At 58.6% G+C, this 20,728-nt stretch carries 21 protein-coding genes, 2 tRNA genes and 1 pseudogene; 14 read left to right on the forward strand and 10 right to left on the reverse strand.

Annotation, left to right across the window (positions count from 1 at the left end; genetic code table 11):
- The first annotated feature begins 6 nt into the window (after window positions 1-6).
- Window positions 7-312 carry a YkgJ family cysteine cluster protein gene (locus AK821_RS00460; RefSeq protein WP_064387640.1) on the forward strand — a complete coding sequence of 102 codons (306 nt, stop codon included), beginning with the start codon at window positions 7-9 and terminating at the stop codon, window positions 310-312.
- A gap of 129 nt (window positions 313-441) precedes the next feature.
- Here the strand turns inward: AK821_RS00460 and AK821_RS00465 are convergent, their stop codons facing one another.
- The 6 genes and pseudogenes from AK821_RS00465 to hemA form a co-directional block, all read right to left on the reverse strand.
- The gene (locus tag AK821_RS00465) at window positions 442-960 is read right to left on the reverse strand and encodes an acyloxyacyl hydrolase (RefSeq protein ID WP_064387641.1); all 519 of its coding nucleotides are present in this window, start codon (window positions 958-960) and stop codon (window positions 442-444) included.
- A 112-nt stretch (window positions 961-1,072) separates the two neighbouring features.
- Window positions 1,073-1,864 (reverse strand): glutamate racemase, encoded by a 792-nt coding sequence (gene murI, locus AK821_RS00470; protein WP_064387673.1) that lies wholly within the window; start codon window positions 1,862-1,864, stop codon window positions 1,073-1,075.
- A pseudogene (moeB, locus tag AK821_RS00475) lies at window positions 1,857-2,611 on the reverse strand (molybdopterin-synthase adenylyltransferase MoeB). Before moeB ends, murI begins: the two are co-directional and overlap by 8 nt.
- The gene (prmC, locus tag AK821_RS00480; protein WP_064387642.1) at window positions 2,605-3,435 is read right to left on the reverse strand and encodes a peptide chain release factor N(5)-glutamine methyltransferase; all 831 of its coding nucleotides are present in this window, start codon (window positions 3,433-3,435) and stop codon (window positions 2,605-2,607) included. Before prmC ends, moeB begins: the two are co-directional and overlap by 7 nt.
- On the reverse strand, window positions 3,436-4,518 hold the full coding sequence (gene prfA / locus AK821_RS00485) for a peptide chain release factor 1 (protein WP_064387643.1): 1,083 nt from the start codon (window positions 4,516-4,518) through the stop codon (window positions 3,436-3,438).
- The gene (gene hemA, locus AK821_RS00490) at window positions 4,515-5,801 is read right to left on the reverse strand and encodes a glutamyl-tRNA reductase (RefSeq protein WP_064120441.1); all 1,287 of its coding nucleotides are present in this window, start codon (window positions 5,799-5,801) and stop codon (window positions 4,515-4,517) included. Before hemA ends, prfA begins: the two co-directional genes overlap by 4 nt.
- A gap of 318 nt (window positions 5,802-6,119) precedes the next feature.
- Here hemA and AK821_RS00495 point away from each other — a divergent pair, with 318 nt between their 5' ends.
- The 8 genes from AK821_RS00495 (at window position 6,120) to ychF (ending at window position 13,039) form a co-directional block, all read left to right on the forward strand.
- Window positions 6,120-7,844, forward strand: coding sequence for a tetratricopeptide repeat protein (locus tag AK821_RS00495; RefSeq protein ID WP_064387644.1), 1,725 nt, complete (start codon window positions 6,120-6,122; stop codon window positions 7,842-7,844).
- A 3-nt stretch (window positions 7,845-7,847) separates the two neighbouring features.
- A complete protein-coding gene (gene lolB / locus AK821_RS00500; RefSeq protein ID WP_016987219.1) occupies window positions 7,848-8,465 on the forward strand; it encodes a lipoprotein insertase outer membrane protein LolB in 618 nt (205 codons plus the stop codon).
- Between the two features lie 3 nt (window positions 8,466-8,468).
- The gene (gene ispE, locus AK821_RS00505) at window positions 8,469-9,320 is read left to right on the forward strand and encodes a 4-(cytidine 5'-diphospho)-2-C-methyl-D-erythritol kinase (RefSeq protein WP_064387645.1); all 852 of its coding nucleotides are present in this window, start codon (window positions 8,469-8,471) and stop codon (window positions 9,318-9,320) included.
- Between the two features lie 36 nt (window positions 9,321-9,356).
- Window positions 9,357-9,431: transfer RNA gene (locus tag AK821_RS00510), tRNA-Gln, on the forward strand.
- Window positions 9,432-9,476: 45 nt separating this feature from the next.
- On the forward strand, window positions 9,477-10,418 hold the full coding sequence (locus tag AK821_RS00515; RefSeq protein ID WP_003171603.1) for a ribose-phosphate pyrophosphokinase: 942 nt from the start codon (window positions 9,477-9,479) through the stop codon (window positions 10,416-10,418).
- A gap of 142 nt (window positions 10,419-10,560) precedes the next feature.
- Window positions 10,561-11,160 carry a 50S ribosomal protein L25/general stress protein Ctc gene (locus AK821_RS00520; protein ID WP_064387646.1) on the forward strand — a complete coding sequence of 200 codons (600 nt, stop codon included), beginning with the start codon at window positions 10,561-10,563 and terminating at the stop codon, window positions 11,158-11,160.
- A gap of 171 nt (window positions 11,161-11,331) precedes the next feature.
- Window positions 11,332-11,916, forward strand: coding sequence for an aminoacyl-tRNA hydrolase (gene pth, locus AK821_RS00525; RefSeq protein ID WP_008079560.1), 585 nt, complete (start codon window positions 11,332-11,334; stop codon window positions 11,914-11,916).
- Window positions 11,917-11,938: 22 nt separating this feature from the next.
- Window positions 11,939-13,039 carry a redox-regulated ATPase YchF gene (ychF, locus tag AK821_RS00530; protein ID WP_007912904.1) on the forward strand — a complete coding sequence of 367 codons (1,101 nt, stop codon included), beginning with the start codon at window positions 11,939-11,941 and terminating at the stop codon, window positions 13,037-13,039.
- Between the two features lie 185 nt (window positions 13,040-13,224).
- Here ychF and AK821_RS00535 read toward each other — a convergent pair whose 3' ends face one another.
- Window positions 13,225-14,442: an MFS transporter gene (locus AK821_RS00535; RefSeq protein WP_064387647.1), complete on the reverse strand. Its 1,218-nt coding sequence runs from the start codon at window positions 14,440-14,442 to the stop codon at window positions 13,225-13,227.
- A gap of 445 nt (window positions 14,443-14,887) precedes the next feature.
- Between AK821_RS00535 and AK821_RS00540 the strand changes: the two genes are divergently transcribed.
- Both AK821_RS00540 and AK821_RS00545 read left to right on the forward strand, forming a co-directional pair.
- Window positions 14,888-16,945 carry a methyl-accepting chemotaxis protein gene (locus AK821_RS00540; RefSeq protein ID WP_064387648.1) on the forward strand — a complete coding sequence of 686 codons (2,058 nt, stop codon included), beginning with the start codon at window positions 14,888-14,890 and terminating at the stop codon, window positions 16,943-16,945.
- A gap of 115 nt (window positions 16,946-17,060) precedes the next feature.
- A tRNA-Met gene (locus AK821_RS00545) sits at window positions 17,061-17,137 on the forward strand.
- Window positions 17,138-17,152: 15 nt separating this feature from the next.
- On the opposite strand, the gene AK821_RS31240 is transcribed toward AK821_RS00545, so the two are convergent.
- Both AK821_RS31240 and AK821_RS30765 read right to left on the reverse strand, forming a co-directional pair.
- Complete coding sequence (locus AK821_RS31240; RefSeq protein ID WP_442965567.1) at window positions 17,153-17,314, reverse strand: SymE family type I addiction module toxin; 162 nt, start codon at window positions 17,312-17,314, stop codon at window positions 17,153-17,155.
- Window positions 17,315-17,325: 11 nt separating this feature from the next.
- Window positions 17,326-17,472, reverse strand: coding sequence for a hypothetical protein (locus AK821_RS30765; protein WP_158260952.1), 147 nt, complete (start codon window positions 17,470-17,472; stop codon window positions 17,326-17,328).
- A gap of 195 nt (window positions 17,473-17,667) precedes the next feature.
- On the opposite strand from AK821_RS30765, the gene AK821_RS29235 reads away from it, so the two are divergent.
- From AK821_RS29235 to AK821_RS00565, 3 genes are read left to right on the forward strand one after another with little or no spacing between them, the layout of a single operon-like run.
- On the forward strand, window positions 17,668-18,915 hold the full coding sequence (locus tag AK821_RS29235) for an S-type pyocin domain-containing protein (RefSeq protein ID WP_082355399.1): 1,248 nt from the start codon (window positions 17,668-17,670) through the stop codon (window positions 18,913-18,915).
- A 4-nt stretch (window positions 18,916-18,919) separates the two neighbouring features.
- Window positions 18,920-19,177: a bacteriocin immunity protein gene (locus AK821_RS00560; protein ID WP_064387650.1), complete on the forward strand. Its 258-nt coding sequence runs from the start codon at window positions 18,920-18,922 to the stop codon at window positions 19,175-19,177.
- 30 nt (window positions 19,178-19,207) lie between these two features.
- On the forward strand, window positions 19,208-19,459 hold the full coding sequence (locus AK821_RS00565) for a bacteriocin immunity protein (RefSeq protein ID WP_064387651.1): 252 nt from the start codon (window positions 19,208-19,210) through the stop codon (window positions 19,457-19,459).
- 74 nt (window positions 19,460-19,533) lie between these two features.
- On the opposite strand, the gene AK821_RS00570 is transcribed toward AK821_RS00565, so the two are convergent.
- Window positions 19,534-20,646, reverse strand: a complete 1,113-nt coding sequence (locus tag AK821_RS00570) for a DUF2817 domain-containing protein (RefSeq protein ID WP_064387652.1) — start codon at window positions 20,644-20,646, stop codon at window positions 19,534-19,536.
- Window positions 20,647-20,728 lie beyond the last annotated feature (82 nt).

Below are 20,728 nucleotides of genomic sequence, written 5' to 3' on the forward strand. Positions count from 1 at the left end.
GCCGCCATGAAGACCATTCCCCACCAACAAATCACGGAACCGGCGGTCACTTGTTCGACCTGCGCGGCGTGCTGCTGCCAGCTCGAAGTGATGCTGATCACCGACACCGGCGTACCTGATCGCTTTATCGATACCGATGAGTGGGGCGGCGAAGTGATGCTGCGCCTGGACGACGGCTGGTGCGCGGCGCTGGATCGCGACACGATGATGTGCACGATCTATGAGAAACGCCCGTTGATCTGCCGCGAGTTTGAGATGGGTGCACCGGAGTGCATTGAAGAGCGCCAGGGCATCAGTACTGCCTACCGCTGATTTTTGAGCATCACAAAAACCAATGTAGGAGTGAGCCTGCTCGCGATAGCGGAGTGTCAGTCAATATTTGTGTGACTGACACACCGCTATCGCGAGCAGGCTCACTCCTACAGGGGTTATGCGTACGGCTTAGAGCGGCATCGTGTAATGCAGCGCGTAACTTTCTACGCCGTCGTTGTCACTGGCCAGGCCAGCGTTGGAATAGTGCGTGGCACGGATCCCGACTTCATGCCCGCCATTGAAGCGCAGACCAAAACCGATACGGTCTTCGAACTGGAAAGAACCGCCGAGGTTGTTGCTTTCATACTTGGTGTTGGAGAACGCAGCCACACCAATGCCCGCTTCGATATACGGTTTGACCGACTGTCCGGCAAACTCGTAAACAAACACCGGCGAGAACGACAGGCTGTTGTTGCTGGAGGTCTTGTCGCCTTCCCAATAGGTATAGGCACCGCTCCAGTAACCGGTCAGGCGACCGACGTCGCTCTGCAGCCAGCTCTTGTCCCAATCGAAATTCATGCCCAAGCGGTACGTCATGGTCGAATCGCTAGTGGCCCCCACCGCAAACTCAACACCTGCCGCTTGTGCAGTAACACTTTGCCCCATCAGTGCGGCCGCAATCGCGGCCAAGCAGAATAGTCGCTTCACGTTGAAACTTCCTTTTCCGGAACGATCGTTTGGTTTTCTAGATAACTCTTCGCTATAGAAGCTGGCGCCTGCTTAGAAGTTCAGCTGATTTTTTAGTTATTTCACAATTTTTTTACAAGTCGAAGTTTTGCACTTCACCAGCGTTTTGTCCGAGCAGTGGCAGGATGTTTTTAAAGTACTCAGGATCGGCGCTGGTCCAGAATCTGACTGGTTGGTTCGGGCCGGCAGCGAGCAAATCACGCTCAGCCAAAAGCCGCTGAAGTTGCCGCGCTACAGCAGCACCGGTATCGATCAGGCTGATGTCCTCGGGGATCATCGACTTGAGCATCGGTTTTAGAAAGGGATAGTGAGTGCAGCCGAGAATGATCGTGTCGCAGCCGCTGGCCAACAGCGGGTCGACATAACTTTGCAGCAGCGCGCGCAACTCGGCGCTGTGCAGATCGCCACTCTCAATCAATTCGACCAGACCGGGACACGGCTGGGTGATCACCCGCACGTCAGTGGCGAAGCGATCAAGCAGCGCGGCGAACTTGGCGCTTTGCAAAGTCCCGGTGGTGGCGAGCACGCCGACCACTCCGCTGCGGGTAGCGGCAGCGGCGGGTTTGACCGCCGGCTCCATGCCGACCAGCGGCCAGTCGGGAAAATCACGCCGCAGATCGGCGACACCGGCAACGGTCGCGGTATTGCAGGCCAGCACCAACGCCTTGGCGCCCTGCTCGCGGAAAAACCCGGCCATCACGCTGCAGCGCTGACGAATGAATTCCGGAGTTTTCTCGCCATAGGGAATATGCCCGCAATCGGCGACGTAAAGCAGCGACTCATTGGGCAGCAAGCGCTGGATTTCCGCCAGCACCGACAAGCCGCCGACGCCGGAGTCGAACACGCCGATCGGCGCTTCACGCATGGCGCGGGCCACAGACGCTGCAACCCGGATCACGCTTGACGCGCAGCTCACGGAAACGCGAGCCCAGCGCATCGATCAGTAACAGACGCCCAACCAGCGGCTCGCCGAAACCGACCAACACCTTCAACGCTTCCAACGCCTGGAGACTGCCGACCAGACCGACCAGCGGCCCGACCACGCCTGCTTCGCTGCAGGTCAGTTCGGCTTCGCTGCCGTGGCCGTACAAGCAGTGGTAGCACGGGCTCTCGGCGCGACGCGGGTCGAACACCGACAACTGCCCTTCCAGACGAATCGCCGCGCCGCTGACCAACGGTTTGCACGCAGCCACACACGCAGCGTTGACCGCTTCGCGGGTGGAGAAATTATCGGAGCAGTCGAGCACCAGAGCCACCGCTGCCACGGCTGCGGCGAGAGAATCCTCGTCCAGCGCCTGACGATGGGCGATCAATTGAATCTCGGGATTGATCGAGCCCAGGCGCTTGAGCGCCGAGTCGACCTTGCTCATGCCGACGCTGTCGGTGTCATGAATGATCTGGCGTTGCAGGTTGGTCAGGTCGACTGTGTCGAAACCCGCCAAATGCAATTCCCCGACCCCGCCGCCGCCAGATACAGGGCACCCGGCGCACCGAGCCCGCCGAGGCCGATGATCAGCACGCGACTGTCCTTGAGCTTCAGTTGCCCGTCGATGTCGATGTGTTGCAGCAGAATCTGCCGGCTGTAGCGCAGCAATTCCTGATCATTCAGCACGGCAGGCGCCCCAGACTGATGCGTTGATGACCGCCCAGATCGGTGCGGCTGTGCACTTCTTCAAAACCGCGCGTCAGCAGCAAGTCACGGACGGCTTCGGCTTGATCATAGCCGTGTTCGAGCATCAACCAGCCAGCGGCCTCCAGATGATCCGGGGCCTGATCGACGATCAAGCGCAGATCGTCGAGCCCGTCCTCACCAGCAACCAGCGCGCTGGCCGGTTCGAAGCGCACATCGCCCTCGACCAGATGCGGATCGGCGGCGGCAATGTACGGCGGATTGCTGATGATCAACTGGAAACGCTGACCTTCAAGTGCGCTGAACCAGTGGCTGCTCAGCACCGTGGCGTTGTTCAAATGCAGGCGCTGGCGATTGCGTTCGGCGAGGGCCACGGCTTCGAGCACGCGATCCACCGCCGTGACTTTCCACGCCGGACGTTCGCTGGCCAACGCCAGGGCAATCGCGCCGCTGCCAGTGCCGAGATCGAGCACTTTGGCCGGGGTCGCGGGCAGCAATTCCAGCGCCGCTTCCACCAGCAACTCAGTGTCCGGGCGCGGGATCAGCGTGTGTGGCGCGACTTCCAGATCGAGTTTCCAGAAACCCTGCTGACCGAGAATGTAGGCCACCGGCTCACCGCCACGACGACGTTGCAAGTACTCGGCAAACGTCAGCGCTGCTTCACTCGGCACAATGCGCTCGGGCCAGGTGTGGAGAAAACTGCGCGACTTGCCCAACGCGGCGGCCAGGAGCAATTCGGCATCCAGGCGTGCGGTGGGCGAGTCAGGCAGTTCGGCTGCGCGCAACAGGCTGGCAATGATGGTCATTTATTCACCTATCGCGGCGAGTTGGTCAGCCTGGTATTCGGCCAGCAAAGGCTCGATCACCGCCTCAACGCCACCGGCAAGAATTTCGTCCAGCGAGTACAGGGTCAGGTTGACGCGATGGTCGGTGACTCGACCCTGGGCAAAGTTGTAGGTGCGAATGCGCTCGGAGCGGTCGCCGGAACCTACCAGCAATTTACGTTCGCTGGCGATCGCATTCGCCGCCGCTGCGGTTTGCTGATCGTTGAGCTTGGCCGACAGCCAAGCCATCGCCCGCGCCCGGTTCTTGTGTTGGGAACGTTCTTCCTGGCACTCGACGACGGTACCGGTCGGTATGTGCGTGATGCGGATCGCCGAGTCGGTGGTGTTGACGTGCTGACCACCGGCGCCGGAGGAGCGGAATGTATCGACACGCAAATCCGCCGGGTTGATCTCGATGGCTTCGCGCTCGTCCGGCTCGGGCAGCACCGCCACGGTGCAGGCCGAGGTGTGGATACGGCCCTGGGATTCGGTGGCGGGTACACGCTGTACGCGGTGCGCGCCGGATTCGAATTTCAGTTTGCCGTAAACATTGTCGCCTTCAATGCGGGCGATGACTTCTTTATAGCCACCGTGCTCGCCTTCGTTTTCCGACAGGATCTCCACACGCCAGCCGCGACGCTCGGCGTAACGCGAATACATGCGGAACAAATCGCCGGAGAAGATCGCCGCCTCGTCGCCACCGGTGCCGGCGCGGATTTCGAGAAACACGTTGCGCCCGTCGTTAGGATCTTTGGGCAGCAACATGCGCTGCAGATCGGATTCCAGGGTGATCAGCAATTCCTTGGCTTCGCGGACTTCTTCCACAGCCATTTCACGCATGTCCGGATCGTTGTCCTTGAGCAGTGCCTGCGCGCCTTCAAGATCGCTTTGTACGCCGAGCAGCTTTTTATAGCCTTGCACGACCGGCTCGAGTTCAGCGTATTCCTTGGAATAAGCGCGAAATTTGGCCTGATCGGAAATGACTTCGCCGTCGCCGAGCAACGCGGTCAGTTCCTCGAAACGGTCCTGGAGGATGTCCAGCTTATTGAGCAGTGACGCTTTCATTGCGGTTTTTTATCCGAAAAGCTATCCGGTGAGCCCTCGAGGGCAAAGAGTTCCTGGGCCATGGCCAGCGCATCGAGGCGGCCTTCGGCAGAAAGCTTTTTCAACTGCACGCTGGGCGCATGCAACAGTTTATTGGTCAGGCCACGGGCCAGTTGCCCGAGCACCTCTTCGGCGTTGCCACCGTTGGCCAGCAGGCGCAGGGCTTTTTGCAGTTCCTCGTCGCGCAGGCGTTCGCTCTGTTGACGATAGGCCTTGAGCACATCGACCGCCGCCAACTCGCGCAGGCGCACCATGAAATCATCGGCGCCGACCGAGACCATCTCTTCTGCCGCCTGGGCTGCGCCCTGACGACTCTTGAGGTTTTCGGCGACCACTTCGTGGAGATCGTCGACGCTGTAGAGGTAAACGTCGTCCAACTCGCCGACTTCCGGCTCGATATCGCGGGGAACAGCGATATCGACCATGAAAATCGGTTTGTGCTTGCGCAGCTTCAAAGCGCTTTCCACCGCGCCCTTACCGAGAATCGGCAACTGACTGGCGGTCGAACTGATGACGATGTCACTGCGCACCAGTTCTGCCGGGATGTCCGAGAGCAGCACCGCGTGGGCGCCGAACTGCTCGGCCAACAGACTGGCGCGCTCCAGCGTGCGGTTGGCGACGACAATGCGCTTGACGCCCAGCTCGTGCAAATGGCGGGCGACCAGGGTGATGGTCTCGCCCGCGCCGATCAGCAAGGCTTGGCTGCGCTGCAAATCACTGAAAATCTGTTTCGCCAGGCTGACCGCGGCAAACGCTACGGATACCGGGTTTTCACCGATCGCGGTGTCGGTGCGCACCTGTTTGGCGGCATTGAACGTTGCTTGAAACAGCCGCCCCAACAGCGGGCCGATGGTGCCGGCCTCGCGGGCCACGGCGTAGGCCGATTTCATCTGACCGAGAATCTGCGGTTCGCCCAGCACCAGCGAGTCGAGCCCGGAGGCGACGCGCATCATGTGACGAACTGCCGCATCATCTTCATGCACATAAGCACTCGCGCGCAGCTCATCGAGGCTTAAATGGTGATAGTCGGCCAGCCAGCGCAGCACGATATCGGCAGAAAGCTGATCCTGTTCTATATAAAGCTCACTGCGATTGCAGGTCGAGAGGATCGCAGCTTCGCGGCTGTCGGTCAGTCGGCAGAGCTGCTGCAAGGCTTCCACCAACTGCTCTGGCGTAAAGGCCACGCGCTCGCGGACGTCTACTGAAGCAGTCTTGTGGTTGATACCGAGTGCAAGGAAGGCCATTCAAGGTCGCTGATGGTGACGTGAAGCCGGCAATTGTCCTACTTCGCCAGATTCAGAACAACTATTGGATATCTATCGCCCTTATTGTATCCACCTTATGCTGCGATCCATTCTCGTTCATGTACACACCACCCCATGTAGGAGCTGCCGAAGGCTGCGATCTTTTGACTTTGTTTTTTGAAATCAAAAGCAAGATCAAAAGATCGCAGCCTGCGGCAGCTCCTACAGGGCGATCAGCGTAAATTGCCTGAGCGGTTATGTTTGGCCGAAGGCTTGTGTCATGATGATCCGACCGCAGGTTAGTCGTCCTTCTCCTATATGAATAGATCTTCCGCGTTGCTCCTCGCTTTTGTCTTCCTCAGCGGCTGCCAGGCCTTGGCTCCCGTGTCGCCGGACGGTACGCCGCCGGTTGAAGACACCACGCCCGCGCCTGAAAAGCCCAAGGTTTACAGCTCGTTCAGCGAGGAAACCGTTTTCAGCCTGTTGAGCGCCGAACTCGCCGGCCAGCGCAATCGTTTCGACATTGCTCTGGACAACTACGTGACCCAGGCCATCAATACCCAGGATCCGGGCGTCTCCGAGCGTGCATTCCGCATCGCCGAATATCTGGGCGCCGATCAACCGGCCCTCGATACCGCGCTGATCTGGGCCAAAAACGCGCCGGACGATCTCGAAGCGCAACGCGCCGCCGCCGTGCAACTGGCCCGTGCCGGGCGCTATGACGACTCCATGGTTTATATGGAGAAAGTCCTGCAGGGCAAAGGCGACACCCACTTCGACTTCCTCGCGCTGTCGGCCGCCGATACCGATCAGGAAACCCGCAACGGTCTGATGAAAAGTTTTGACCGTTTGTTGCAGCGTCATCCGAACAACAGCCAGCTGATTTTCGGCAAGGCGCTGCTCCTGCAGCAGGACGGCGACAACAAGGCCGCACTGAGCCTGCTCGAAGACCACCCGCCGGAAGAAGGCGAAATCGCCCCGATCCTGTTGCGTGCGCGCTTGCTGCAAATCATGAACCGTGGCGACGAAGCGTTGCCTTTGCTGCAAAAAAGCATCAAGAAATACCCGGACGACAAACGCCTGCGCCTGACTTACGCGCGCATGCTGGTTGAGCAAGACCGCATGGACGACGCCAAGGCCGAGTTCTCCAGCCTGGTTCAGCAATACCCGGAGGACGACGAACTGCGTTACTCACTGGCACTCGTCTGCCTGGAAGCCAAGGCCTGGGACGAGGCCAAGGGTTATCTGGAAGACCTGATCGCCCGCGAAAGCCACGTCGATTCGGCGCACCTGAACCTCGGTCGCATTGCAGAAGAACGCAACGACCCGCAAGGCGCTCTTCTCGAGTACGCCCAGGTCGGCCCGGGCAACGACTATCTGCCAGCGCAATTGCGTCAGGCCGACATCCTGATGAACAACGGCAAGACCGCTGAAGCGCAAAGCAAACTCGCCGCCCAGCGCGACGAGCAACCGGATTACGCGATTCAGCTGTACCTGATCGAATCGGAAACCCTGTCGGCCAACAAACAGGACGACAAGGCCTGGAAAGTCTTGCAGACAGCCTTGCAGCAGTACCCGGACGATCTGAATCTGCTGTATACCCGGGCAATGCTCGCGGAAAAACGCAATGACCTGGCGCAGATGGAAAAAGACCTGCGTCTGATCATCAAACGTGATCCGGACAACGCCATGGCGCTGAACGCTTTGGGTTACACCCTGTCCGATCGCACTACCCGCTACGCTGAAGCCAAGGCGCTGATCGAGCAGGCGCACCAGATCAATCCGGAAGACCCGGCCGTACTCGACAGCCTCGGCTGGGTGAATTACCGCATGGGCAACCTGGATGACGCCGAGAAATACCTGCGTCAGGCGCTGGAGCGCTTCCCTGACCACGAAGTCGCCGCTCACCTGGGCGAAGTGTTGTGGACCAAGGGCAATCAGCGTGAAGCCAAACAAATCTGGGGCAAATTCCTCAAGGATCAGCCCGACAGCACCATTCTGCGCAGCACCATCAAGCGCCTGACCGGATCCGAGACTCTTTAACTCATGTTTTTGCGCCACGTTATTGTTTTCAGCTTTATCGCCCTGCTCGCCGGCTGCTCGGGTTTTGGCACTCGTGAATCGGTCGAGGGCCACGGCAGTCCGGCTCAATGGGCCGCGAACAAACAGCAACTGACCGGCCTCGACGGCTGGCAGATCGATGGCAAGATCGGCATCCGCGCGCCGAAAGACTCCGGTAGCGGCACGCTGTTCTGGCTGCAACGTCAGGATTACTACGATATTCGTCTGTCCGGCCCGCTGGGTCGTGGCGCTGCACGCCTGACCGGGCGTCCGGGCAAGGTGTCGCTGGAAGTCGCCAATCAGGGCCGCTACGAATCGCAATCCCCGGAAGCCCTGCTTGAAGAGCAGTTGGGCTGGAAACTGCCAGTGTCAAATCTGGCCTGGTGGGTGCGTGGCCTGCCGGCTCCGGACAGCAAAAGTCGCCTGAACCTGGACGCCGACAGCCGTCTGGCCAACCTGGAACAGGATGGCTGGAAAGTCGAATACACCGCTTACACCGAACAGAATGGTTACTGGTTGCCCGAGCGCATCAAGCTGCACGGCACCGACCTCGACGTCACGCTGGTGATCAAGACCTGGCAACCGCGCAAGCTGGGGCAATAACGCATGACCGCTGCACGCCTGACCCTGCCCTCGCCGGCCAAACTCAACCTGATGCTGCACATTCTCGGTCGCCGTGAAGACGGTTATCACGAGTTGCAGACGCTGTTTCAGTTTGTCGATTACGGCGACGAAATCACTTTTGCCGTGCGCGATGACGGCGTGATTCAGCTGCACACCGAGTTTGCCGGCGTGCCGCATGACAGCAATCTGATCGTGCGCGCGGCGAAAATGCTTCAGCAACAATCGGGCTGTCCGCTGGGTATCGACATCTGGATCGACAAAGTGCTGCCCATGGGCGGTGGCATTGGTGGCGGCAGTTCAAATGCGGCGACCACTTTGCTCGGTCTGAATCATTTGTGGCAGTTGGGTTGGGATGAAGATCGCCTGGCTACTCTGGGCCTGACGCTGGGTGCCGACGTCCCGGTTTTCGTCCGTGGTCACGCAGCTTTCGCCGAGGGCGTGGGCGAGAAACTGACCCCGGTCGATCCCGAAGAACCGTGGTATCTGGTGCTCGTACCGCAAGTCTCTGTAAGTACGGCAGAAATTTTTTCCGATCCTTTGTTGACACGTAACACGCCGCCCATTAAAGTGCGCCCCGTTCCCGAGGGAAACAGTCGAAATGACTGCTTGCCGGTGGTTGCAAGGCGTTACCCAGAAGTACGTAACGCATTGGATTTGTTAGGTAAATTTACCGAAGCAAAACTCACCGGAACTGGAAGTTGTGTGTTTGGGGGCTTCCCAAGCAAAGCTGAAGCTGATAAAGTCTCGGCCCTTCTGACAGAGACCCTTACAGGGTTTGTAGCCAAAGGCAGCAACGTTTCGATGTTGCACCGCAAGCTGCAAAGTCTGCTCTAAAGGAACCAGGTGCTCGGCACTTGATGCAACAGATACAGGGGCGTCGCCAAGCGGTAAGGCAGCAGGTTTTGATCCTGCCATGCGTTGGTTCGAATCCAGCCGCCCCTGCCATTTTCTATACTCATCCAGGTTACCCTCAGCCTCTAGGTACTGCGCGTGTCCAAGATGATGGTCTTTACGGGGAACGCTAACCCCGATCTGGCTCGGCGTGTTGTACGTCAGCTGCATATCCCTCTCGGTGACATCTCTGTCGGTAAGTTCTCCGACGGCGAAATTACAGCCGAGATCAATGAAAACGTTCGCGGTAAAGACGTTTTCATTATTCAGCCGACTTGCGCTCCGACCAACGATAACCTGATGGAACTGGTAGTGATGGCTGATGCCTTCCGCCGCTCCTCGGCTACTCGTATCACTGCTGTTATTCCTTATTTTGGTTATGCCCGTCAGGATCGCCGTCCGCGTTCCGCACGTGTGGCTATCAGCGCGAAAGTCGTTGCTGACATGCTTACCGTAGTCGGCATCGACCGTGTTCTCACGGTTGATCTGCATGCTGACCAGATTCAGGGTTTCTTCGATATTCCGGTAGATAACATCTACGGCTCCCCGGTTCTGGTGGATGACATTGAAGATCAGCGCTTCGAAAACCTGATGATCGTTTCCCCGGACATTGGTGGCGTCGTGCGTGCACGTGCCGTTGCCAAATCCCTGGGCGTGGATCTCGGGATCATCGACAAACGCCGTGAGAAAGCCAATCACTCTGAAGTGATGCATATCATCGGTGATGTCGAAGGGCGTACCTGCATTCTGGTCGATGACATGGTCGATACCGCCGGCACTCTGTGTCACGCGGCCAAGGCCCTGAAAGAGCATGGCGCAGCCAAGGTCTTCGCCTACTGCACACACCCTGTGCTGTCGGGTCGGGCCATCGAGAATATCGAAAATTCCGTGCTGGACGAGCTGGTGGTGACCAACACCATCCCGCTGTCCGCTGCAGCACAAGCCTGTGCACGTATCCGTCAACTGGATATCGCACCGGTTGTTGCCGAAGCGGTTCGCCGCATCAGCAATGAAGAATCGATCAGCGCGATGTTCCGTTAAGGGCCCTGCCCTTCTCGAAATGTCTCGTTGACGAAAAGCGCCCCGCCCCGGCATTCCTGCCGGGGCGGGGCTTTTTTGCCCATACCGTGTTTGGCGCTGGTCGCAAACGCCACTCCGGTCATGGCTATTTTGGAGATACAAAATGAACGATTTTACTCTGAATGCTGAAGTGCGTTCCGACCTGGGGAAAGGTGCGAGCCGCCGCCTGCGTCGTCTCGCCGCTCTGGTTCCAGCTGTTGTTTACGGTGGCGAAAAAGCCCCTGAATCCATCAGCATGCTGGCCAAAGAAGTTGCCAAACTGCTCGAAAACGATGCTGCCTACAGCCACGTTATCGAACTGAACGTTGGCGGCAAAAAGCAGAACGTCATCATCAAAGCTCTGCAACGTCACCCGTCCAAGGGTCACGTTCTGCACGCTGACTTCGTACGCGTCGTAGCCGGCCAGAAACTGACCGCTATCGTGCCTGTGCACTTTGTCGGTGAAGAAGCTCCGATCAAGAAAGGCGGCGAGATCTCGCACGTCCTGAACGAAATCGAAGTAACTTGCCTGCCGAAAGATCTGCCTGAGTTCATCGAAGTCGACCTGTCGGCTCTGGAAATCGGCGCAATCGTTCACCTGTCCGACCTCAAAGCCCCTAAAGGCGTTGAGTTCGTTGCACTGGCTCACGGTGACGACAAAGCTGTTGCAAACGTACACGCTCCACGCGTTGCTCCAGAAGCTGAAGAAGGCGCAGCAGAGTAATTCACTCTGTCATGCCTGAGTGAGCAAGTAACATCGCGGACTGGAACGTAGCGAGAAAGCGGGCGAGAACGCGGAGTTTACATCCATGGTAAATGAGCATTTTTCGTCCACTTTCGCCGCTTTGCCTGATCGCGGCGATGTTACTCACCACTCAAAGGAAGGGCCCCTATCGTGACTGCCATCAAACTGATCGTTGGCCTGGGAAATCCAGGCGCCGAATACGACCAGACCCGGCACAACGCAGGGGCCCTTTTTGTTGAGCGCATCGCCCACGCACAGAATGTGAATCTTGTGGCCGATCGCAAATATTTCGGCCTGACCGGGCGCTATTCGCATCAGGGTCAGGATGTTCGTCTGCTGATTCCCACCACCTATATGAACCGCAGCGGCCAGGCCGTGGCGGCACTCGCCGGTTTCTTCCGTATCAAGCCTGAAGAAATCCTCGTGGCGCACGACGAACTCGACTTGCCTCCGGGCGTTGCCAAGCTCAAGCAGGGCGGCGGCCATGGCGGTCACAACGGGTTGCGCGACATCATTGCGCAACTGGGCAATCAGAATACGTTCTACCGCCTGCGGCTTGGCATTGGCCACCCGGGCGTTGCCAGTATGGTTTCAAATTTCGTCCTGGGTCGTGCGCCACGCGCCGAACAGGAAAAACTCGATGCCAGCATCGACTTTGCCCTCGGCGTGCTGCCGGATATCCTCGCAGGTGAATGGAACCGCGCGATGAAAAACCTGCACAGCCAGAAGGCCTGACTCTACTCCGAGGGGAAACACCATGGGATTCAATTGCGGCATCGTCGGTCTGCCTAACGTCGGCAAGTCCACCCTGTTCAACGCCCTGACCAAATCCGGTATCGCGGCCGAAAACTTCCCCTTCTGCACCATCGAGCCGAACAGCGGCATCGTGCCGATGCCGGATCCGCGTCTGGAAGCCCTGGCGGCCATCGTCAATCCGAAGCGCATCCTGCCGACCACCATGGAATTCGTCGACATCGCTGGCCTGGTAGCCGGCGCCTCGAAAGGTGAAGGCCTGGGCAACAAGTTCCTCGCCAACATCCGCGAAACCGACGCGATCGCTCACGTCGTGCGCTGCTTCGAAGACGAAAACGTGATCCACGTTTCCAACAGCGTCGATCCGAAGCGCGACATCGAAATCATCGACCTGGAACTGATCTTCGCCGACCTCGACAGCTGCGAGAAGCAACTGCAGAAAGTCGCGCGTAACGCCAAGGGCGGTGACAAGGACGCCGTGGTTCAGAAGGCTCTGCTTGAGCAACTGATCGCGCACTTCACCGAAGCCAAACCGGCGCGCAGCCTGATGAAGAACATGAGCGCTGACGAAAAAGCGGTGATCAAGGGCTTCCACCTGCTGACCACCAAACCGGTCATGTACATCGCCAACGTTGCTGAAGACGGTTTCGAGAACAACCCGCACCTGGACGTGGTTCGCGCCATCGCCGAAGAAGAAGGCGCGATGGTCGTTCCGGTCTGCAACAAGATCGAAGCTGAAATCGCCGAGCTCGATGACGGCGAAGAGAAGGACATGTTCCTCGAGGCCCTGGGCCTGGAAGAGCCTGGCCTCAACCGCGTGATCCGCGCCGGCTACGAAATGCTGCACCTGCAGACCTACTTCACCGCCGGTGTTGAAGAAGTCCGCGCCTGGACCGTCAAAGTCGGTGCCACAGCACCTCAGGCTGCCGGCGTGATCCACACCGACTTCGAGAAAGGCTTCATCCGCGCCGAAGTGATCGCCTACAACGACTTCATCCAGTACAAGGGCGAAGCCGGTACTAAAGAAGCCGGTAAATGGCGTCTGGAAGGCAAGGATTACATCGTCAAAGACGGCGACGTGATGCACTTCCGTTTTAACGTGTAAGCGTTACGCCGAAGAAAAAGCCGCGTTTGATACGCGGCTTTTTTGTGCCTGGAATATTTTCCGCCACGCCACCAATCCCCTGTAGGAGTGAGCCTGCTCGCGATAGCGGAGTGTCAGTCAATTCAACCGTAACTGACACACCGCTATCGCGAGCAGGCTCACTCCTACAATGGGAAATGTGTGAATCAGGTTTTTTTGGTCCGCGGCAGGAAAATCGCCAGTACGCCAAATAGTGGCAGGAACGAGCACAGGAAATACACGTACTCAATCCCGTGAATATCCGCCAGATGCCCCAGCAACGCCGCGCCAATCCCGCCGAAACCAAACATCAGACCGAAGAAGATTCCGGCGATCATCCCGACATTGCCCGGCACCAGTTCCTGCGCGTACACCACAATCGCCGAGAACGCCGACGCCAGAATGAAGCCAATCACCACGCTAAGAACACTGGTCCAGAACAGATCAACGTGGGGCATCAGCAGCGTGAACGGTGCCACGCCGAGGATCGAGAACCAGATCACCGCTTCACGCCCGATCTTGTCACCAATCGGCCCGCCGAAGAATGCCCCCGCCGCTACCGCCCCCAGGAACAGGAACAAGTGCAACTGCGAACTGGCCACCGACAGGTCGAACTTCTCGATCAGGTAAAACGTGAAGTAGCTGGTCAGGCTGGCCATGTAGAAATATTTGGAAAACACCAACAGCCCCAGCACCACCAGCGCACTTGTCACCCTGCCCTTCGACAGCCCGTGAGTCGCTGCCTGACCGGCCTTGAGCTTGAACAGATTGAGGTGATGGGCGTACCAGCGGCTGATGCGGTACAGCACGAACAGCGCAAACACCGCGAACAAACCGAACCACGCCACATTGCCCTGACCGAACGGAATGATGATCGCCGCCGCCAGCAACGGGCCAAACGCGGAACCGGCGTTACCGCCAACCTGAAAAGTCGATTGCGCCAGACCAAAGCGTCCGCCCGAGGCCAGTCGCGCAATCCGCGAGGCCTCGGGGTGGAACGTCGAGGAACCGATTCCGATCAGCGCCGCCGCCAGCAGAATCAACGGAAAACTGCCGACCATCGACATCATCACGATGCCAATTAGCGTGCAGATTGAACCGGCCGGCAACAGCCACGGTTTCGGATGCCGGTCGGTGTGATAACCGACCCACGGTTGCAGCAGCGACGCGGTCAGTTGAAAGGTCAAGGTGATCAGGCCGACCTGAGTAAAGGTCAGGCCGTAATTGGCCTTGAGCATCGGGTAGATCGACGGCAGCACCGACTGGATCAGATCGTTGATCAAATGCGCCAGCGCCACCGCGCCGATGATACGCATCACCAATGGACTGCTTTGGGGAGCAGCGGGCGCCGAGGCAGCGGCGGTCTGAACGTTGCTGATAGCCATGGAAGTTTTCCGGACAGCAGATGGGTGCACGCAGGCAGGTGCGTCAATGTGCCATTTTTCGGTGCGCCAGCGCCATCCCCTTAGCCAGCTAACTAACCAACTGAATCACAGATCAATCCCTGTAGGAGCTGCCGAAGGCTGCGATCTTTTGATCTTGATCTTAAAAACAAAGATCAAAAGATCGCAGCCTTCGGCAGCTCCTACACAAAGCCCGGATTATCTGGACAAGGTGATAGCGCAACGCCATGGTCTGAATCTTGCCTTGCTTCTCCCCTTGAACGCGGGCGCCTTACAAAGGCGACCGACAATGGGAAGTTTCGCTACAGAGCCGGCCTACAGAGCGGGCGAGAGTGAACTTTCGAGGCCTTTTAGCAGGGCACAACATCCAGGTCGCACGACCGCGATGCACGCCATTGGTGCGTGGTGTCCAGAGGAGTCATGGGGCATGCAGGCTTTCCTTTCACCGGGGATCAAATTGCTGGGGCGGTTTGGCTTCGCAGGTAAATTCCAGTTGTTGTTTCTGCTGTTCATTCTGCCGTTGGCCGGCAGCCTGTTGATGATCGGCCAGGACTATCGCGACAAGCTCAATCTGATTTCCGGCGAACGCGCCGGCGTGCGCCAGTTGCTCGCGCTGGATGCGCTGGATAACCTGCTCGCCGCCCAACGTGACCGCGCTGCCCGCTGGCGCGCCACCGAAACCAATCGCCAGCCGACACCGGCCACTCTCGCCGCCATGGCCGCGTTCGATGCGGTGCAACCGGCGGTTCTGCAAGCCACCACAGATTTGGGCAACGCGTTGAAAAACGAAGGTGCCGAAGGCGAAACCCTCAGTCGTTATCAAGCGCTGCAAACCGCGCTCAACGGCCTGGACTCGAAAAGCCTCAGCGGTGTCGGTTGGTGGCCGGACGGCTACGACCGTTTCACCAACGCCCTCAGCGCCCTGCAAGCGTTGCGCGAGCAGATCGTCATGGACAACCGCCTGACTCTCGCGCCGTGGCTGGAAACCTACTTGCTGACGCAAATTTCCACGCAACACGCGCCGGACCTGATCGAACGGGTCGGCCGCCTTGCCGCAGTCGGCCCGGCCTCGGTCGTCTCCGGCCAGTTCACCCTGCAAAGCCGTTTGCAGTTGCGTGACCTGCGCAGCCGCATCGGCGATGCCCGCGAGCAACTGGTGAAAACCGCCACGCTGCTCGAAGCACGCCTGCCGAAAGATCAGCAGAGTTGGGCCAGCCAATACCACGATAGCCTCAAACACCTCGACAGCGGTCTGAAGGTGCTGGATGACGGTGTGTTCGGCGGCTCTATCAATCTCAAACCGGAAGAATTCGAACGCAGCCTCGATGCGCTGTTGACCGACCTCGCCGCCCTGCGCCAGCAATCGCTGGTGTCGCTGGATCTGCGCCTCGACACCTACCACAGCTCAGCAATCCGACAGTTCATCCTCGTCGCAGCGATCTTCGGTTGCCTGCTGCTCGCGGCGTTGTATTTGTTCGTCTGCCTGCAAGCCTCGATCCGCCGCAGCGCCAGCGGAATTACTTTGCTGGCCGAAGCCCTGCGCGATGGCAACCTCAGCCTGCAAGTGCCGGTGGTGGGCCGCGACGAACTGGCGGCGATCAGCACTGCGCTCAACGTCGCCGTGGTGCAACTGCGCAACAGCATGCTCGGCGTCGATCACGAGACCTCGCAGTTGAGCAACGCGGTGCGCAGCCTCAACGAGCATTCCAGCGGCGCCCTCGGCGAAGTCGAGGCGCAACAGTTGCAGATCAGCCAGATCGCCGCTGCTGCCACGCAATTGGCCGCGACCTCGCAAGGCGTGGCGCAAAGCTGCGAACAGGCCTCCGGCAGCGCGCAGCACACCCGCCGCATCGCCGCCGACAGCAGCCGTGACAGCCAACGCACTACGGCGAGTATTCAGCAGCTCAATCAACGCCTCAACGACACCGCAGCGGCACTGGGCCGGGTCAGCGAGCAAGGTCAGCAGATCCAATTGGTCGTCGATACCATTCGCGGTGTTGCCGAACAGACCAACCTGCTCGCGCTTAACGCGGCCATCGAAGCTGCACGCGCAGGTGAACAAGGTCGCGGTTTCGCTGTGGTGGCGGATGAAGTGCGTAGCCTGTCGCAACGCACACAATCTTCGACAGCGCAGATTGCCGGCACAGTCGACAGCTTGCGCGCCACGGTCAACGAAGCCGTGAGTTTGATGGAAGCTGCGTGCGGCCAGGCGCAAACCGACGCCGAATCGGTCACCGGCCTCGGTGAACGCCTGGGCGAAATCGCCAGCGCCGTACAGAGCGTCACTGACACGCTCGCGCAGATCGCTACGGCGGTCGAGGAACAGGCCAGCACCGCCGATGAAGTCAGCGGCAATATCCAGCAGGTCGATCAGGCGGCCGTGCGTTTGCTTGAAGGCGCACGCGCGGTGAACCTCGCGGCGGATACCCTGAGTCAGGGCAGCCACGCCTTGAGCGCCAATACCGCAAGATTTCAGCTGCGTTGAGGCCCTGCCCGGCCCGGATTTTCCGGGCTGGAGGATAAGCGGTTGAAAATAAGAAGAAATATTTTAAATTTACGCTTGACGCTTTTCCATTTCAGGGGAATAATGCGCGCCACTTGGCTACATAGCTCAGTTGGTTAGAGCATAGCATTCATAATGCTGGGGTCCGGGGTTCAAGTCCCTGTGTAGCCACCAAGTACTAAAAACGGCTTACCGAAAGGTAGGCCGTTTTTTTATGCCTCGAGAAAAGTCTCGGTAATCTGTTATTCCGCAGTAATCACCAGCCCCCTTCATCACGCGCACTTTGACGTTCTCGTTTACCTCGAATCCTGCCCGCCGTAACCACAGGCCGCGGAACTTGATCCAAGGCACGGGTTTGGCGTTCAAACCTCTTTTTCTTCGTCGCTCGTTTTGGTCGCTGCCTGTGCGATCAGGGCGTCGAGCATCTGCGTAATGACCTTCTGTTGGACCTTCGAAAGCGCCTTGATGGACTGCAGCCGTCCCCATGCAAAGCGAAAGACTACAAGCACGAAACACCCCGGCTTCAGCTGAATCAATCGCCAATCAACAGGCCGAGAGAGCGCTGTAGGAAACAGGTCCGATTCAGGTACGAATTGGATTTTTCGTAAAACCAAGCGCCTGAAACTTGCCCCACCGGTTTGCCCGAATTCCCCATTGACCGACAAGCTTCCCTGGCTCGATTCAAAGCCATACAGGGAGTTGGCATGGCTCGATTCAAATCGCTCTTCGATGAAGATTGGCCCTGGAAGCGCGACTACGGCGGCGCTTCATGGGGCGGGTGGTTTCCACCCAAAGCGCCGGGGCCGGTGTACAGCGAAAAGGATGAATGGCCAACGCCCAAGCGCCGCGAAGATCAGGTGTTCGCCAAGTCCTGCACGGTGGATAACTGGTGCCGAACGGCCGCCGGTCCGGCACCCGACCCCGCCAGCAACTTCGGCAAGATCATGGTCGCCGGCGCCATGCTCTTGCCCTCTGCCAGCACCGCTGTCGCGACGGCAATAGGTGCCGATCTGGCCTTGGGGCGTTTGGCGGGCGGCGGCATTTTGCAACAACGCCTCAACTGGGCAATTCGCGGCGCTGCTGGGCCGGCCAGCGTGTTCGTCCTCGGGATGCTGCCGACCCGCATGGGTGACGGCACGCTGCACACCGACGAACAACTGCGCCGCATGAGCCGCGCCCCCACTCGTGTGCGCTTCCAGTTTCGACGTAATACTGAAGGAGTCATGCAGGTTTACGGCATCCACTCCGGCGCTTCGGGCGATGACTCGGTGCGCACTGTCAAAGTCGAGTGGAACAGCGACAAGACTGCGATGGAGGCCAAGCTCAACGGCATCACGATTTTGTGGACGCCACAACGCGGGCCACTCGGTTCGATGCCGCCGCTGGTTTATCCCGAACACGGCGAGCAACTGAACACGATCCTTGTTCATCCGATTCCCGAGAACACTGATACCCAGATAGAAGGCCTGCCCGGCGAGGACATTACTGCCGAGGATTGTATTCTGGTGTTCCCGGCGGACACTGGGCTTAAGTCGCTGTATGTGGTGTTTTCGAGGCCGGCCAGACTGACGCCAGGTACGGTGACGGGTGTTGGTGAGGATGTGTCGGGGATATGGCTTACTGGGGCGGGAACGGGGGTCGGCGCGCCGATTCCGACACGGATTGCGGATAGGCTTAGGGGGCGGGAGTTTTCAAGCTTCGATGCCTTCAGAAAGGCGTTTTGGACTGAGGTTGTGAATGATCCAGAACTGGCTGAGCAATTTAAACCGCAGAATATTGCGCTTATGCGCAGTGGCAGCGCACCTCATGCCCGGTATCAAGATGCTGTGGGTAAAAGAAAAACTTACGAACTACATCACGTTGTATGGGTATCGGAAGGTGGTGATGTATATGACATCGAGAACTTAAGGGTCAGCACGCCAAAAAATCATATAGATATTCACCGGAAATAACCTCATGGCAAATAAAATTACTGATTACACCGAAGAGCAATTCATTAGCTTATTGCAGGAAATATTCACTTCCAATGGGGATGGCACGCCAGAGATGGTGTTGGCGGATCTATTGGATAAATTCTGTGACCTCGCCGAGCACCCCGCCGGTACTGACCTGATTTATTGGCCGGAGGATGACGCTGATTGCACCCCTGAAGGCATCACCGAAACCGTAAAGAAATGGCGCGCCACCAATGAGCTACCCGGATTCAAACGGTAATTCAATCCGCCCATTTAAACCGACCATTGCATGACAAAAATATCTGACTACACAGAAGCTGATTTCGTCGAATTTCTAAAATCCGTACTAGCCGCCAACACCAGCCCCGATGAAATACTTGATCCGCTATTACTGGAGTTTGCGCGTCTATCAGAACACCCGGCGGGATCTGATCTGATTTACTGGCCGGAAGATCTGAGCAAATCCCTAACGGCCGAAGAAATCACCGAAACAGTAAAGCGGTGGCGCGCGGCGAATGGACTGCCTGGGTTCAAGCAATAAGTACCTATACCTCGAGATGATCACCGAACTTGTGTCGAGGGGATAAACCTCCTCACCATAACGCTATGCCTGACCTACTCAGGTTTCTCTGTCGACAGGGCTGCCAACCCCTTCGCCCAAATCTGCCGAGTCCGCAGCCCCACCATCGCCCGCCAATCCGGATCAGCCGGATAAAACTGCTCGAGCAAATTCACTTTGATCCCCCTCCCCGTCGCATCCAGCGGATCGCCATGCAGATGCAGCCAATGGTCATCGCGCAAATGCCGGTGCACATCCGGCCCCGGATACGTCCCGCACTCGATCACGAACGGCATCAACTGCACGTCCGGTAGAGCATTGAGCAACGCTTGGGAGGTGTACCCGGTAGCCGTCGCTGCCACACCGGTTTCGCTCAAGGTGTCGGCGCCCGTGTGCAGGGTGTAAAGCCATGGACCATAAATCGCCTGCGCTTGCGCAAGTGCCGGGTAAGGCGCCTGGGTGATGGTCAGCAACATCGGATGGCCGTACTCACCGGCGCCGGTGTGCAGGTCGAAACACATCACGGTTTCAGCGCCAGCCAGATGCGTTTCGATGATTTGCTGCAAGGTGCGATTCGACCAGCTCGGCGCACGGCCGCCGTAAAACAGGCCGTCGGGATGGCTGTGCTGACCGCCCTCGACAATCGACATCACCGCCGGCCAGCCGTGTTCGTTGATCTGCGCATCGAGCAAGACATCGGCGCGTTGGCGCTCGGGGCCGTGCAAATCGGTGCAGGCGTAGATTTCATGAAGTGCCGCGTAAGCGCGGTTATCTGGGAGAGGCCCGGTGAAATCCAGATGATTGCGGTTGAGGTCGATGTTGTCTTCGTTGACCCGGCGTAACCACGCCGTGCCCCATGGGTTGATCAGGTGAACCATGACCACCGCAACATCCTTGGGCAGCGAACCGGGTTCGAAGGTTTTCAGCCATTCGATCTGGCAATCCGAGCCGTAATAGCCCTCGACCCCGTGCGTACCGCTGAGCGTTACCAGACGACGTTTGGCCTGTGGATCACCGAGCACGACGACGTCGGTGCTCAGCGGTTCGCCGAATGGCCCGCAGCGTGGATGTGCGTAGGCGGTGAGCGTGGCGCCGGCGGCATTGGCGGCGGCGAGAAACTGTTCGCGTTGATTGCGGTAACTGGCTTCGGTGGGGAACTCGCTGTGCATTCTTGGCCTCTTGTGATTTTTATGGTTTGACCTCTGTAGGAGTGAGCCTGCTCGCGATCGCGGTGGGTCAGTCAGCAATGAT

This window comes from Pseudomonas sp. RIT-PI-r, assembly GCF_001297015.1.
Classification (GTDB): Bacteria; Pseudomonadota; Gammaproteobacteria; order Pseudomonadales; family Pseudomonadaceae; genus Aquipseudomonas.